At 59.5% G+C, this 15,493-nt stretch carries 9 protein-coding genes, 1 tRNA gene, 2 rRNA genes and 1 pseudogene (1 of these 13 cut by a window edge); all 13 read left to right on the top strand.

The annotated features are described in order from the left end of the window. Positions 1 to 1,695, top strand: a 23S ribosomal RNA gene (locus CHH27_RS17135); it begins 1,025 nt to the left of the window's first position. Between the two features lie 260 nt (positions 1,696 to 1,955). Beyond that, positions 1,956 to 2,070, top strand: a 5S ribosomal RNA gene (rrf, locus tag CHH27_RS17130). 208 nt (positions 2,071 to 2,278) lie between these two features. Then, a tRNA-Met gene (locus CHH27_RS17125) sits at positions 2,279 to 2,355 on the top strand. A 595-nt stretch (positions 2,356 to 2,950) separates the two neighbouring features. Beyond that, positions 2,951 to 3,910 carry a substrate-binding domain-containing protein gene (locus CHH27_RS17120; RefSeq protein ID WP_247646303.1) on the top strand — a complete coding sequence of 320 codons (960 nt, stop codon included), beginning with the start codon at positions 2,951 to 2,953 and terminating at the stop codon, positions 3,908 to 3,910. 108 nt (positions 3,911 to 4,018) lie between these two features. Continuing rightward, positions 4,019 to 5,536 (top strand): sugar ABC transporter ATP-binding protein, encoded by a 1,518-nt coding sequence (locus tag CHH27_RS17115; RefSeq protein ID WP_094074823.1) that lies wholly within the window; start codon positions 4,019 to 4,021, stop codon positions 5,534 to 5,536. A gap of 14 nt (positions 5,537 to 5,550) precedes the next feature. After that, positions 5,551 to 6,552, top strand: a complete 1,002-nt coding sequence (locus tag CHH27_RS17110) for an ABC transporter permease (RefSeq protein ID WP_094074822.1) — start codon at positions 5,551 to 5,553, stop codon at positions 6,550 to 6,552. Positions 6,553 to 6,575: 23 nt separating this feature from the next. Beyond that, a complete protein-coding gene (locus tag CHH27_RS17105; RefSeq protein ID WP_094072658.1) occupies positions 6,576 to 7,556 on the top strand; it encodes a sugar-binding transcriptional regulator in 981 nt (326 codons plus the stop codon). Beyond that, a complete protein-coding gene (locus CHH27_RS17100; protein ID WP_094072657.1) occupies positions 7,546 to 8,541 on the top strand; it encodes an aldo/keto reductase in 996 nt (331 codons plus the stop codon). The genes CHH27_RS17105 and CHH27_RS17100 overlap by 11 nt, the downstream gene beginning before the upstream one ends. Positions 8,542 to 8,602: 61 nt before the next feature. Further along, a complete protein-coding gene (locus CHH27_RS17095) occupies positions 8,603 to 10,330 on the top strand; it encodes a glycerol-3-phosphate dehydrogenase/oxidase (RefSeq protein WP_094072656.1) in 1,728 nt (575 codons plus the stop codon). Next, positions 10,321 to 11,162: pseudogene (locus CHH27_RS17090) on the top strand (class I fructose-bisphosphate aldolase). Before CHH27_RS17095 ends, CHH27_RS17090 begins: the two are co-directional and overlap by 10 nt. Further along, positions 11,155 to 12,678, top strand: coding sequence for an FGGY-family carbohydrate kinase (locus tag CHH27_RS17085; protein WP_094072655.1), 1,524 nt, complete (start codon positions 11,155 to 11,157; stop codon positions 12,676 to 12,678). The pseudogene CHH27_RS17090 and the gene CHH27_RS17085 overlap by 8 nt, the downstream one beginning before the upstream one ends. 1 nt (position 12,679) lies before the next feature. Further along, positions 12,680 to 13,690, top strand: coding sequence for a zinc-binding alcohol dehydrogenase family protein (locus CHH27_RS17080; protein ID WP_094072654.1), 1,011 nt, complete (start codon positions 12,680 to 12,682; stop codon positions 13,688 to 13,690). Between the two features lie 81 nt (positions 13,691 to 13,771). Beyond that, positions 13,772 to 15,391, top strand: coding sequence for a GMC family oxidoreductase (locus tag CHH27_RS17075; RefSeq protein ID WP_094072653.1), 1,620 nt, complete (start codon positions 13,772 to 13,774; stop codon positions 15,389 to 15,391). Positions 15,392 to 15,493 lie beyond the last annotated feature (102 nt).

Below are 15,493 nucleotides of genomic sequence, written 5' to 3'. Positions count from 1 at the left end.
GGCTTAGAAGCAGCCATCATTTAAAGAAAGCGTAACAGCTCACTGGTCTAAATAAGGGGTTCCGCGCCGAAAATGTACCGGGGCTCAAGCCATACACCGAAACTGCGGGTGTGCGTAAGCACGCGGTAGCGGAGCGTTCTGTAAGTCTGCGAAGGGATACCCGTGAGGGGTCCTGGAGATATCAGAAGTGCGAATGCTGACATGAGTAACGATAAAGCGGGTGAGAGACCCGCTCGCCGAAAGTCCAAGGGTTCCTGCGCAACGCTAATCGGCGCAGGGTTAGCCGGCCCCTAAGGCGAGGCCGAAAGGCGTAGTCGATGGGAATGCAGTTAATATTCTGCAGCTTGGTGGTAGTGACGGATGCCGTGTGTTGTATCTCCTTATTGGATTGGGGGTGCAGCGAAGGTGTTCCAGGAAATAGCTCCACCGTATAAACCGTACCCGAAACCGACACAGGTGGACTGGTAGAGCATACCAAGGCGCTTGAGAGAACTATGCTGAAGGAACTCGGCAAAATGCTCCCGTAAGTTCGCGAGAAGGGAGACCTCAGTTCGGGCAACCGGATTGGGGTGGCACAGACCAGGGGGTGGCGACTGTTTATCAAAAACACAGGGCTCTGCGAAGTCGCAAGACGACGTATAGGGTCTGACGCCTGCCCGGTGCTGGAAGGTTAAGAGGAGGTGTGCAAGCACCGAATTGAAGCCCCAGTAAACGGCGGCCGTAACTATAACGGTCCTAAGGTAGCGAAATTCCTTGTCGGGTAAGTTCCGACCTGCACGAATGGCGTAACGACTTCCCCGCTGTCTCCAGCATAGACTCAGTGAAATTGAATTCCCCGTGAAGATGCGGGGTTCCTGCGGTCAGACGGAAAGACCCCGTGCACCTTTACTACAGCTTCACACTGGTATTCGTCACGACATGTGTAGGATAGGTGGTAGACGTCGAAGCAAGGGCGCCAGCTCTTGTGGAGTCATCCTTGAAATACCACCCTTGTCGTCATGGATATCTAACCGCGGTACAACAATATCCGGGACCGTGTGTGGCGGGTAGTTTGACTGGGGCGGTCGCCTCCCAAATGGTAACGGAGGCGCGCGAAGGTGGGCTCAGAGCGGTCGGAAATCGCTCGTTGAGTGCAATGGCATAAGCCTGCCTGACTGCGAGACTGACAAGTCGAGCAGAGTCGAAAGACGGCCATAGTGATCCGGTGGTCCCTCGTGGAAGGGCCATCGCTCAACGGATAAAAGGTACGCCGGGGATAACAGGCTGATGATGCCCAAGAGTCCATATCGACGGCATTGTTTGGCACCTCGATGTCGACTCATCACATCCTGGGGCTGGAGCAGGTCCCAAGGGTTTGGCTGTTCGCCAATTAAAGTGGTACGTGAGTTGGGTTCAGAACGTCGCGAGACAGTTCGGTCCCTATCTGCCGTGGGTGTAGGAGAATTGAGAGGATCTGTCCCTAGTACGAGAGGACCGGGATGGACGTACCTCTGGTGGACCTGTTGTGGCGCCAGCCGCATTGCAGGGTAGCTATGTACGGAAGGGATAACCGCTGAAAGCATCTAAGCGGGAAACCCACCTCAAAACCAGTTCTCCCTGAAGAGCCGTGGAAGACCACCACGTCGATAGGAAGCGTGTGGAAGTGTGGCAACACATGAAGCTTAGCTTTACTAATAGCTCGTTCGGCTTGATCGCTCTCATTAATCAATGTTCATCTTTTAGATGCGCTCCGCGCATCTAAAAGATCATCTTAAGTGCGCTATCGTCCTTTGGACTACTTGAGCGCGCCTGAAATGATCAAAAACAAGACCAGTTTTACCCCTCATGGAAACACAGTTCGAAGCGAAAGCTTCGCAAGGCCAAGCGGCCGTCGTCCGGTCAGGACGCGCTCCCGCAGGCCAGCGCTTGAAAAGCGCGGTGCGGCCGTGAGGGAATAGCAAACTGCGCTTCGCCGGCCTGGTGGCCACTGCGGGGAGCCCCCACCCGATCCCATCCCGAACTCGGCCGTGAAACTCCCCAGCGCCAATGGTACTGCATCTTAAGGTGTGGGAGAGTAGGTCGCCGCCAGGCCTGCAAATCGCAGTTTGTTGCTCAACGATGAAACCTCTTGCCGGTCAATCCGGATCCCAGCACCTCATAGCTCAACGCACCAGGGTGCTGGCACCATGGAGCAGACCCGTTTGCCCGAAGGCGAAAGCCGAGGACAAACAAAGCAAAAATGTCCGGGCACAAAAAAAGCCCCTCCTGGATACTTCGGTAACCCGGAACCAAAAAATAACGCGGGATGGAGCAGCCCGGTAGCTCGTCAGGCTCATAACCTGAAGGTCGCAGGTTCAAATCCTGCTCCCGCAACCAACAAATAACCCGGCCACAAGCCGGGCTTTTTTGTTGGTAACGGATACAGATTTTAACATGACCGGGGCCCCACAAGGAGGGCAAAGCCCGACGCAACCGGGCAGAAAACAATCAAAGCCTGCTCACAAAACCAAATCAAAAAAGCCCGCTCGGTTCATGCCGGCGGGCTCTTTGATGTTGGGAGATACGACGTGGACCACGAGCCAAATTCAGTCCCAAACACCCCTTGTGTCGATTTTTCAAGTTTCTTGCATTTTGAACCACCTCTTTCAAAGAGGAAGAATTGAACGAAAATTCTATTTATTTTCAACATTCTACAGAATCGGCTGGTCTGCTCGTCTCTTAATCACTGCGTTCAAGATCTGAAATAATTTTCAATAAAAGAAATAAATACCGAAACTGTTTGACCCCTAGTTTGAGCGTCCCTTATCTCTGTTCGCGTCGGGATAAAAACCGGCGCATGAAATTTCTTGCAGTCCTCGCTGAAATCAGGTGGCAGAGCTGCAGGACCGGGAGGAGCAGCTCTAGGGAGGAAACTATGGGCGCTTTGAAAGTGAAGGCCATTCTGGCATCGGCAGCCGTGTCTGCCGCGATCATGACTGCAGCACCGGCGGCTGCAAATGGTTTGAAATGCGAGCCGGGCGAAACCTACATCATGAATGTGATGGTCTCGGGCCATCCTTACTGGGTGCCGGTCTATCAGGGCTTCAAGCAGGCAGCCGAAGCGTTCGGTTGCGAGACCATCTTTTCCGGCACGCCGGACTACGACATCACCAAGCAGATTGCCTCCTTCGAACAGGACATGGTGAAGCAGCCGGCTGGTATCCTGCTGCACCCGATGCAGTCGGATCCGTTCATCGAGCCGATCAACCGCGCCATGGAGAACGGCACCGAGATCGTTACTTTTGCGGCGGATTCGCCGAAATCCAACCGCACCGCCTACATCACTTCCGACAACCTGGCCGAAGCCAAGTTCGCCGCAGAGGAGATCGTCAGCCAGGTGGGCGACAGTGCCGAATATGCGGTTCTGGAGAATCCGGGCCAGTCCAATCACGATCTTCGGGTCACGGCGCTCATTTCCTATATGGAAGAGAATTACCCGAACATGAAGCTGGTCGGCCGGCAGGCCACCAACCAGGACAGCAACGCCGCCTACCGGGCAACCGGCTCGATCCTGCAGGCCAACCCGAACCTGGCAGCACTCTGGATTCCGGAAGCCGGTTCCGCGGAAGGGGCCGTTGCAGCAGTGCTGGAGGCTGAAGCCAAAGTATTGATCATGCACGCCGATGTCACGCCGACCACGCTGGAACACATCAAGGCCGGCAACATCCACATGGCGCTCAATCCGAACCAGGGCATGCAGGGTTTCATGGGGTTCATGGCCACCTTTCTGGCAGCGCATTCCGACGTGTTCGACCCCTTCAACGACTACAAGGTCTCCGGCTATAACCCGGTGCAGATCCCTTACGTTGACAACGGCTTTGCCGTGATCACCAAGGAGAACGCCGACAGCTTCGACCTCAATGTCTACATGGAAGGCCGCGATCCCAGCTGATCCGGTTCCCGGGGCGGGGCGTTCGCCCCGGGCTTTTCGCTGTCCCTGCAGATCGTGCAGGTGCGGGCAGCGTATTTTCCTGACAACAGCAATGCCAAGATGGCTGTCATGACCGACGATGTGATCCTCAAGATCTCCAATCTTTCGAAGTCCTTTGGGCCTGTCCATGCCCTGAAAGGTGTCGACTTCGAACTGCGCCGCGGCGAGATCCACGCGCTTGCAGGAGAAAACGGTGCCGGCAAGTCGACGCTGATGAATGTGATCGACGGCATCCTGCAGCCCGACAGCGGCGAGATCGCTTTCGACGGGGCGCCCGTCAAGATCACCTCTCCGGCCATGGCCCAGAAGCTGGGCGTGGGCTTCGTGCACCAGGAAATCGCGCTCTGTCCGGATGTGTCCGTTGCAGAAAACATCTTCATGGCAACGACCAACACAAGCCGCTCGCTGCTGATGAACTATCAGGCGCTGGAAATAAAGGCCGCCGATGTGCTTGGCGAACTTGTCGACATCAACCCGGCAACCCTGGTGCGGGATCTTTCCATCTCTCATCAGCAGCTTGTCGAGATCGCCAAGGCGCTGACGCTCGACTGCCGGGTGCTGATCCTGGATGAACCAACCGCTGCGCTGACGGAAAAGGAGGCGCAGATACTGTTCAGGATCATGCGCCGGCTCGCCGACAAGGGCATTTCGATCATCTACATTTCGCACCGCATGGTCGAGATTTTCGACAATTGCGACCGGGTGTCCGTCTTCCGGGACGGCCAACACGTCACCACACGCAACGTCGCCGAGATCACACCGGATGATGTCGTCAACGCCATGGTCGGGCGGGTCATTGATGAGCTGTATCCGCGCAAGCAATCCGAGGCCGAGCGGTCGGACGAAATCATTCTGGATGTGCGTAATCTCAGTGAGCGGACCAGGTTCAAGGATGTGTCGTTTCAACTGAAGAAAGGTGAAATCCTGGGGCTTGCCGGCTTGATCGGGGCAGGGCGGAGCGAAATCGTCAAGGGCATCTGCCGGCTCGAGGGCGAGGTCAGCGGCGAGGTGATGCTGAACGGCACGCCGCTTGCTCTCGCCAGCTACCAGGACAGTATTGCGGAGGGCATTGTCTATCTCTCCGAGGATCGCAAGGGCGACGGTGTCTTTCTGGACATGCCGATCGCCGGAAATGTATCCGCCCTGAAACCGGAGCAGGTGGCCAACGGCCTGGGCCTGATCGTCCGGCAGAAGGAAGAGGCGCAGGCCGAGACACTTGGAACACGGCTCAATCTCAAATACGGCGCCTTGTCCGATCCGGTGTCGTCGCTGTCCGGCGGCAACCAGCAGAAGGTGGCGATCGCGAAGATGCTGTCAGTCAATCCCAAGCTGATCTTCCTGGACGAACCGACCCGGGGTGTCGATGTCGGTGCAAAGGCGGAAATTCATCGCATTCTCAGGAACCTTGCCGCAAGCGGTGTCGGCATCCTGGTCATCTCCTCCGAATTGCCGGAACTGATCGGTGTCTGCGACCGCGTGCTCGTGGTGCGCGAAGGCCGCATCAGCGGTGAAGTCCGGGGAACCGAAATGACTGAAGAAAACATCATGCACCTGGCGTCGGTCGGCGCCCAGGCAGCCATACAATAACAGTGGGGGAAACCATGGAAGACGCTGTCTCGCTGGCGGGCGCACCAGAGAACAAATCGCCGGAGGCGTCCCCAATACGCCGCCTCCTGCGGATGCGCGAGACCGGGCTGATCGCCATCATTCTGGTGCTGTTCATCGTGATGTCCTTCGCCTCACCCTACTTTCTGACCTGGGTGAACATGCGCGCCATGGTGATGGCCTTCGCCGTTGAAGGGATCGTGGTGGTCGGCATGACCATCCTGCTGATTTCGGGCGGCATCGATCTCTCCGTCGGCTCTGTCACGGCACTGGCCATGGTGATCGCCGGCTGGCTGTTCCTGAACGGTGTCGATCCGTGGGTGGCCTCCGCGATCTCGATTGCCGCCTGCACCGGTATCGGCGCGTTCATGGGCTTTTTTGTCACCCGTGTCGGCCTGCACCACTTCATTGTGTCGCTGGCCGTCATGGTGATCGCCCGCGGGGCCTGTCTTCTTGGAACGGGCGGGCGCCCACTCGGCCTCTTCACGCTGCCGCCGGAGTTCAAGTTCATCGGTCAGGGCTCGATCGGGCCGATCCCGGTGGTCATCCTGATTTTTCTGGTGGTGGTGATCGGCTTCGACTTCATGCTGCGGCGAACCACGCTGTTCCGCAAGGTGTTCTACACCGGTTCCAACGAGAAGGCCGCCGCCTATTCCGGGATCCGGACCAAGCGGGTGATCTTCTTCACCACCACGCTGTGCTCCGCGCTCTGTGGCATTGCCGGGATCATCTACATGGCCCGTTTCGGGTCCGCGCAACCCACTTTCGGCATCGGCATGGAGCTGAATGTGATTGCAGCGGCCGTGATCGGTGGTGCCAGTCTCAAGGGCGGCTCGGGAACCATTTTCGGCGCGATTTTGGGTGCGGTGCTGCTCTCCGTTGTCTCCAGTTCGCTCGCCCTTCTGGATGTCTCGGTCTACTGGCAGGACATCATCCGCGGGTCGATCCTGCTCGCCGCTGTTTCCATCGACCACTATCTGGTCAAGAAGCGCGCCTGACGCATAACGAAAGGCTGGATTTCATGGCTGACAAGAAAACCGATATCGAGCTGATGCGCCAGATGCACACGGTGCTGGTGCTGCATTTCCTGGAGGGCAAGAAACAGTCGGAGATTGCGGAACTGCTCAACCTGTCGACCTCCAAGGTCAACCGCCTGATCACCCAGGGGCGCAAGCTCGGCATGGTCAAGATCGATGTCGAGAACCCGTTCCAGCGTCTGAGCGACCTTGAAAACCTTCTGGAAGAGGCGACACCGCTCGCAAAGGCACTGGTGACCTCCGCCGTCGAGGGCAGTCCGGCAACCACACTCCGGCAGGTCGGGCTTGCGGCGGCCAACCACCTGGTCGAGACCTTGCGCGACGGAGACGTCATCGCAATCACCGGTGGCAAGGCGGTCGGTGCGGTGGTGCAGAACATCGAGACGGACCGCAAGTTCGATGTCACCGTCGTGCCCTTTACCGGGGGCGTCCAGGGCAAGTATCACACCGACGTCAACCATCAGGCCATGCTCCTGGCCGACAAGCTCGGCGGCCGGGCCATGCAGTTGCACGCACCGCTTTTTGCCGAAAGCCGGGAACAGCGCGACATGCTGATGGAAGTCGCCTCCATCCGGGAAGCGCTTGATCTGGCGCGCCGGGCAACGGTGGCCCTGGTCGGTATCGGGTCCATCGCAACGCCGGGCTCGAGCTACTACGACCTGCATCCGATGCCCGACGCTGATCGCAAGATGCTTATCGGCAGCGGTGTCAGCGCCGAGTTTCTGGCCTATCTGATCAGGAATGACGGTAGTGTTGCGGACTACGCGCTGAACTCCCGTCTCGTCGCCCTGCATCCCTCGGAACTGCAGCAATGTTCGCGCGTGATCGGCGTTGTTTCAGGCGAGGAGAAGGTCTGGCCGATCCGCTCGGTCCTCAATGGCAACTATCTCAATTCACTTATTCTGGACGAGGACACCGCCAGTGAGGTCCTTGCAACCATGGAAGGCAAGCAAGATGTCGCATGAAATGTTGACGCGCGAAATCGGTCGATCCGGCATCAAGGCGTCGGCCATCGGGCTCGGAACCTGGGCCATCGGTGGCTGGATGTGGGGCGGGACGGATGAAGCCCGTTCGATCTACGCCATCCGGGCCTCCATTGATGAAGGCGTGACCCTGATCGATACCGCGCCGGCCTATGGCCAGGGCGTTGCCGAAGAGATCGTCGGCAAGGCGATCAGGGGCCGCCGCGACCAGGTGGTCCTTGCCACCAAATGCGGCCTCGTCTGGCACACGCAAAAGGGCAATCACTTTTTCGACTATGACGGCGCGCCGGTGCACCGCTATCTCGGCAAGGACGCAATCATCTACGAGGTCGAGCAGAGCCTGAAGCGGCTCGGTACGGAAACAATCGACCACTACATCACGCATTGGCAGGACCCAACGACCCCGATCGACGAAACCATGGAGGCACTGGAGAGCTTGAAATCCCAAGGCAAGATCCGGTCGATCGGCGCCAGCAACACGTCCGCGGATGACGTGAGGGCCTACGTGGCGGCCGGGCAGCTCGACGCCATCCAGGAAGAATATTCGATGGTCAAACGGGACATTGAAGCAACCTTGATCCCGCTGTGCCGGCAGAACGGGGTGTCCGTGCTGAGCTATTCCTCGCTGGCGCTTGGACTTCTCACCGGCAAGGTCGGACCGGACCGCACGTTCGACGGAGACGACCAGCGCAAGGACAATCCGCGTTTTTCCATCGAAAACCGGCAGAAAGTCGCCTTGCTGATGGAGGTGATCGAACCCATCGCCGCGGCCCATAACGCCACCAAGGCGCAGGTGGTTATTGCCTGGACGCTGCAACAACCGGGCATCACCTTCTCGCTCTGCGGGGCGCGGAACCCGGACCAGGCGGCCGAAAACGCCAAGGCCGGACGGCTGCGTCTGACAACGGAAGAGATCGACGTCATCGGCGCGGCCGCTGCTGTCCACCTGACTGAGCTCGCCGCTTAAGTCAGTCACCACTTACTGAGACGGAAGGGCGCCGAAGGCAGCTTCGGCGAACGGGAGAGGCATGTCCGCAGAACGGCAGACCATATGGGACCGGATAGCCCGCGACGGTGCATTCGACGCAGTCATTGTCGGCGGCGGCATCAACGGCATCGGCGTCTATCGCGATCTGGCGCTGCAGGGGCTGAAAGTGCTTCTCATTGAGAAAAATGACTTCTGTTCCGGTTGCAGCGCCGCGCCGTCGCGCATGATCCATGGCGGTTTGCGATATCTGGAGAACGGCGAATTCGATCTTGTGCGAGAGTCCTTGCGGGAACGCGACGCGTTGCTGGTCAACGCGCCGCATCTGGTGCACCCGTTGCCGACAGTCATCCCGATCACGTCCTATTTGTCCGGGCTGTTGAACAGCGCAGCGAGTTTTCTCGGTGTGTCCGGCAAACCCGCCAACAGGGGAGCCTTGCCGATCAAGCTCGGCCTGACGCTCTATGACTGGGTGACGCGCAAGCGCCGTTTGTTGCCGAAACACAGGTTCGACGGTGCATCGGCCACGCGTATAAGGTGGCCGAAACTGACCAATGCGATCCGCTGCTCAGCGACCTACCACGACGCCTGGATCAGCCAACCGGAACGTCTCGGCCTTGAATTGCTCAAAGATGCCGTGGAGCGCGCGCCGGACTGTGCCGTCCTCAACTATGCCTGCCTGAAACCCGAGGGGAACGGCTATTGCGTTGAAGACGGACTGACCGGCCAGGCCCTGCCGGTTGCGCCCAAAATCATTGTCAACGCAACCGGCGCCTGGCTGGATGATGCGATTGACGAACTTTCGGGCAATACCGGCCACGATGCGCTGGTCTCCGGCACAAAGGGCTCGCATCTCGTTCTGGACAATGCGGAGCTTGAAGCCGCGCTTGGCGGTCATATGGTCTATTTCGAAAATTCAGATGGCCGGGTTTGCATTGTCTTTCCGTTTTTCGGCAAGGTACTTGCCGGATCGACGGACATTCGGGTGGCGTCTGCGCGCCGTGTGCGCTGTGAGCCGGAGGAGGAGGCCTATATTCTGGACTCGCTCCGGCTGGTGTTTCCCGATCTTGCGTTCGGCGCCGAAGACATTGTCTTCAGCTATAGCGGCATTCGCCCCCTTCCAAAGAGCGATCACGATTTCACTGGCCGGATCTCCCGCGGACATTTCACGCAGCGCCTTGAGGGGGCGGTGCCGCAGATCTGCATGATCGGCGGCAAGTGGACGACCTTCCGCGCCTTTGCCGAGCAGACTACTGATGAGGTTCTGGCGGCCCTCGGCCACACACGCAAGACCGGGACGCTCGAATTGCCCATCGGTGGCGGCAGGAACTTCCCCCAGGCGGCCGCGATCCTGGAACGGGATCTCGTTTCCAGTTTCGGCATTGACCAGAAGCGGGCAGCGTATTGCGCTGCGACCTATGGCACGGCGGCACGGGAAGTTCTCGCCTTCTGCCAGGCCCGTGACGATGACACCCGACTGGGCGCAACGAGCGAAATCACCGAAGCAGAGATCGCCTGGCTGGCCAGCAGCGAATGGGTCGTCACACTTGCCGACATCGTGCTGCGCCGGACGACTCTGGCGATCCGGGGCCAGCTCAGCCTGGAGTTGGTCGACAGGCTGGCAGAGATCGTCGCGGCAGAGCTGGGGTGGTCCGTCGAAGACATGGCCCGTCAGCGCAGAACCCTCATAGACGAGCTTGAAACCTATCACGGCGTCTCTCTTGAAGCGCCGCAGAACGAAGAAATCAGCAGGAGCAGAATATGCGTTTGAGCCCGAAAGTCCGCATGAACCGGATGTTCACCCATGGCGGTTGCCTCGATGTAGCGGTCGATCACGGTGTCTGCAACGAGCCCAGCTTCATGTTTGGCCTGGAGGACATGGCCGCCGTGGTTGATACGCTCGTGAAGGCGGGACCAGATGCGATCCAGATGGCTTATGGCCAGGCCGACCTGTTGCAGGCGCGCCCGGAAAAGGACAAGCCGGCACTGGTGATGCGGATCGACATGGGCAATCCCTATAACGATCAGCGCCACCGGGTCATGTGGTCGATGCTTCAGAACGCGGACGATCCGATCATTGGGGCGCTGGAGATGGATGCCGCCTGTGTGGTGGTGAACCTGTTCATGCTTCCTGATGAACCGGACCTGTTTCGCCAATGCGTGGAAAACATTTCGCGCGTTCGCGCGGCCTGCCATAAATACGGCATGCCCTTGATGATCGAGCCGCTGGTGATGCTGCCTAACGATATTCGCGGCGGCTACCAGGTCGATGGCGATGCGGACAAGATCGTCACCCTCGTGCGGCTGGCCAGCGAGATGGGAGCCGACATCATCAAGGCTGACCCCACTGACAACCCGGACGATTTCCACCGTGTCGTCGAAGCGGCCAGGGTACCGGTCCTTGTGCGCGGGGCGGCAAGGAAGATCTGCAGACCGTCCTGAAAAAATCGGCTGCACTCATGCAGCAGGGTGCGAAAGGCATGGTCTACGGGCGCAATATCTATCAGCATGACAACCCGAAAGCGGTTGTCGCTGCCCTGATGGCGATGATTCACCAGGGCGTCGATGGCGACGAAGCATGGGACATCTACAATCGTGGCTGACGAGACGACATATCTGCTGGGTCTGGACGCGGGCAACACGGTGATCAAGGCGGTGCTGTTCGACCTGGCCGGGCGCCAGATTGCGATGGCGGCGCTGGACGGCCAGTCGCTGTCACCCCGGCCCGGGCATGTGGAGCGGGGGCTTGTCGAACTCTGGCAGAATGCTCAGCACGTGATCCGGGCCTGCCTTGAAAAGGCGGCGATTGATCCCACGCAAATTGCAGCCGTCGGCTGCGCCGGGCACGGCAACGGGCTTTACCTGCTCGACAAGGCAGGCGACCCGCTTCTCGGCATTCAGTCGCTCGATACACGTGCCGCCGACCATGCGGAGACGTTGGCCCAACGCCATGGCGAGCAGCTGCATGCGCTCAGCCTGCAGAAACCCTGGCCATCGCAGACACCTTCTCTCCTCAGCTGGATCAGGTCCAACCGGCCTGAGCTTTATGATGCAGCCGGGACAGTGATGCTGTGCAAGGATTTCATCACCTATCAGCTCACCGGTGAACGCGTCAGTGATATTTCCGACATGTCGGGCTGCGGCTTTCTCCGCATGCCGGACTGCCGCTATGACCCGGATATTCTGGACCTGTTTGGTCTGCAGGATGCCGCGGCGCTTTTGCCCCGGTTGGTGGCGCCGGCAGAGATTGCCGGCACCGTCACCGCGCCGGCGGCAGCCGCAACAGGACTTGCCGAGGGCACGCCTGTTGGCGGAGGTTATTTCGACGTCGTCGCCAGCGCGCTCGGGTCTGGCGTGGTGCGTCCGGGCGAGGCCTCGATTATTGCCGGCACCTGGAGCATCAATCAGGTGTTTTCAAGGGAACCGCTCAATGATCCCGCCATCTTCATGGCGGCGGGCTTCGCGCCCGGCCGGTTCGTCAATATCGAAGCCAGCGCCACCTCCGCGGCCAATCTGGAATGGTATGTGCGTGAACTGGTCGAGCGTGGAAGGCATCACGACGATCCCTTTGGCTACTGTAATGATGTGATCGGCGAGGTCGCGCCGGCCATCGATGATCCGTTCTTCCATCCGTTTCTCTATGGCTCTGGGCAGGCAGCTGATTTTCGCGCGGGCTTTTACGGTCTGGCCGGCTGGCATGGCGAAGGCCATCTCTTGAGGGCCTTGTTTGAAGGTGTCCTGTTTGAACATCGCCGGCATATCGAAACGCTGACCGCGTCCGGCGTTCCATTCAACGAGGCTGTTCTATCGGGGGGCGGCTCGCGCAGTCCGATCTGGCCGCAGATGTTTGCAGATTGCCTCGGGGTTCCGATCCGTGTTGCCGAGGCGCAGGAGACCGGGGCGCTGGGGGCTGCAATCGGAGCCGGTATCGGCGGTGGTCTCTTTGCAGATTACGAAGACGCGGTAGCGGCCATGACGCGGACAAAGTGTCATCACCAGCCTGACCCGGCCATGAAACCCCACTATGACAGCCGCTACACCATCTATCTGAAGCTGGTTGAAGCCATGCGGCCGGTCTGGTCCGAGTTGGCGGCACTGTGCAATCCGAGAGACCTGTGACATGAAAGCCGTAGGGTTCTACAAATCGCTGGCGATTACGGATGCCGAGAGCCTCCTGGATGTCCTGCTCGACGATCCCGTGCCGGGAGAGACGGACCTTCTGGTCTCCGTTGAAGGTGTTTCGGTCAATCCGGCTGACGCCAAACGCCGGGTGCGGACAGCGGCTGAAAAGCCGCATGGAACGCCCTTTGTGCTCGGCTATGACGCCGTCGGTATCGTCAAGAGCTGCGGCAGCGCGGTGACCGGTTTTGAGCCGGGTGATCGCGTCTGGTATGCGGGCGATGCCAATCGGCCCGGCTCCTATGGCGAGATGCAATGCGTCGATCATCGGATCGTATCGAAGGCCCCGAAAGGTACATCGCCTGAGGCAGCTGCCTCCATGCCTCTGGTCAGCCTGACCGCCTGGGAGATGCTGTTCTCACGGCTTCAAGTGCCGTCGGATGAACGGCCTTTCACGCTGCTTGTGATCGGTGGCGCGGGCGGTGTCGGATCGGTGACGACCCAGATCGCCCGCAAGCTGACGAATGCAACGGTGATTGCGACGGCGTCCAGACCGGAATCAGCCGACTGGTGCTGCAAGATGGGCGCCCATCACGTCGTCGATCACCGTGATCTCGTTGCGAGCACACGTGCCGCCGGGTTTGAGCATGTCGACTATATCGTGCAATACGCCGATACGGCCCAGCACTGGGACGCCATGTGCGAGCTGATCGCGCCGCAGGGACGGATCGGCACGATTGTCGAGACACCGGACACGCTCGACATTTCCAAACTGCAGGGAAAATCCGCCGCGCTGATGTGGGAACTGATGTTCACTCGCTCGCTTTTCGGCACGTCGGACATGCACCGACAAGGCGAGATCCTTGCCCGCATGGCACGCCTTGTGGAAGACGGCGTGATCTCGACAATTGAGACCAGGGTGCTGAACGGGTTGAGTTCCGCGACCCTGAAACAGGCACACGGGATCATCGAAAAAGCCGCGATGATCGGAAAACTCGTTGTCCGATACTAGGCTCAAGGGCTACCTTTTTTCCTGGCGCCCAGAGTGCTCATACTAACAATCGCAAAAACCCAGAAGCAGAACGGACTTTTCATGAGCGCGCCGGACAGATTGGATGGAACCTACGACTACATCATCGTCGGGGCAGGAACGGCCGGCTGTGTTCTCGCCAACCGTCTGACGGAAGACCCGTCGGTGAAGGTGCTGCTGCTGGAAGCAGGCGGTTCGGACAATTACCACTGGGTGCATATCCCGGTCGGCTATCTTTATTGCATCGGCAATCCGCGCACGGACTGGATGATGAAAACCGCGGCAGAGCCCGGGCTCAACGGTCGCAGCCTGGTCTATCCGCGCGGCAAGGTTCTGGGTGGCTGCTCGTCCGTCAACGGCATGATTTACATGCGCGGCCAGGCGGCCGACTATGATCACTGGCGGCAGCTTGGCAATGTCGGCTGGTCCTGGGACGACGTCCTGCCCTACTTCCTGAAATCGGAAGACCATTATGCCGGCAAGACCGACATGCATGGCGAGAACGGAGAATGGAAGGTCGCCAAGCAGCGGCTTGAATGGGACATCCTGAAGGCCGTCCAGGAAGGGGCCCGGGAATTCGGGATCGAACCGCGTGCGGATTTCAACGACGGCAACAATGAGGGCAGCGGCTTCTTCGAGGTCAATCAGAAGAAGGGCGTGCGCTGGAACACCGCCAAGGGCTTTTTGCGCCCGGCCATGAAACGTCCGAACCTGCGCGTGCTCACCCATGCGGAGACGGACAGTCTTGTTCTGGAGGGCAAACGCGTCGCAGGCCTTCGCTTCACGCATAAGGGCCGCAGCCTGACGGCAATGGCTGAGCGAGAAGTGCTGCTCGCCGCCGGGGCGATCAATTCGCCGAAGATCCTGGAACTGTCGGGTATCGGTGCGCCGGATATTCTGAAGGAGCGTGGTCTGGACGTGCGCCATGAAAGCGCTGGTGTTGGCGAGAACCTGCAGGATCACCTGCAGATCCGGACGGTCTACAAGGTGGAAAACGCCAGGACCCTCAACACGATGGCCAACAGCCTGTTCGGCAAGGCGAAGATCGCCCTGCAATATGCCCTGACCCAATCCGGCCCGATGTCCATGGCGCCGAGCCAGTTCGGCATGTTCACCAAGTCTGACCCGTCTCTGGAAACGCCGGACCTGGAATATCATGTTCAGCCGCTGTCAACCGACAAGCTTGGGGATCCGCTGCATCCGTTCCCGGCAATCACCATGTCGGTCTGCAATCTCAGGCCGGAAAGCGTTGGCTCCGTCCATGTCACCCAGGAGGGGAACCGGGCGCAGCCCGACATTCGCCTCAACTACCTGTCGTCTGAAAAGGACAAGGACATCGCGGTCAAGTCCGTCCGTCAGGCACGCAAGATCATGACCGCAAAGGCACTTTCGGCCTACCGACCGGAGGAGATCCTGCCCGGACCGAAGGTCGAGAGTGACGAAGAGCTTCTGACAAGGATCGGCGATATCGGCACCACCATCTTCCACCCCGTCGGCACCTGCCGCATGGGGGCGGATGAGGCGTCGGTGGTCGATCCCGAACTGCGGGTTCGCGGCCTGGAGGGCCTGCGTGTGATCGATGCTTCGATCATGCCGAAAATCGTCTCCGGCAACACGGCCTCTCCCGTCGTGATGATCGCCGAAAAGGCCGTGGACATGATGCGCGCGGGCGCGCGGGTTTAGGTCTTTTCCAGCCGACTCTCCCACATGCTCTGCTTCATCCTGAGGAGCGAGCTTGCGCGCGTCTCGAAGGATCGGCTGCTGTCTCCGAGACAAGGGGCCGAT

Origin of the sequence: Labrenzia sp. VG12 (assembly GCF_002237595.1) — a bacterium.
Classification (GTDB): Bacteria; Pseudomonadota; Alphaproteobacteria; order Rhizobiales; family Stappiaceae; genus Roseibium.
This window is presented reverse-complemented; position numbering and strand designations above follow the sequence as displayed.

What these genes read in the sequence shown, in the direction of transcription:
- CHH27_RS17075 (WP_094072653.1), top strand. Translation starts at nt 13,772, where the DNA reads ATGAGCGCGCCGGACAGATTGGATGGAACCTACGACTACATCATCGTC.
- CHH27_RS17080 (WP_094072654.1), top strand. Translation starts at nt 12,680, where the DNA reads ATGAAAGCCGTAGGGTTCTACAAATCGCTGGCGATTACGGATGCCGAG.
- CHH27_RS17095 (WP_094072656.1), top strand. Translation starts at nt 8,603, where the DNA reads ATGTCCGCAGAACGGCAGACCATATGGGACCGGATAGCCCGCGACGGT.
- CHH27_RS17105 (WP_094072658.1), top strand. Translation starts at nt 6,576, where the DNA reads ATGGCTGACAAGAAAACCGATATCGAGCTGATGCGCCAGATGCACACG.
- CHH27_RS17115 (WP_094074823.1), top strand. Translation starts at nt 4,019, where the DNA reads ATGACCGACGATGTGATCCTCAAGATCTCCAATCTTTCGAAGTCCTTT.
- CHH27_RS17100 (WP_094072657.1), top strand. Translation starts at nt 7,546, where the DNA reads ATGTCGCATGAAATGTTGACGCGCGAAATCGGTCGATCCGGCATCAAG.
- CHH27_RS17120 (WP_247646303.1), top strand. Translation starts at nt 2,951, where the DNA reads ATGACTGCAGCACCGGCGGCTGCAAATGGTTTGAAATGCGAGCCGGGC.
- CHH27_RS17110 (WP_094074822.1), top strand. Translation starts at nt 5,551, where the DNA reads ATGGAAGACGCTGTCTCGCTGGCGGGCGCACCAGAGAACAAATCGCCG.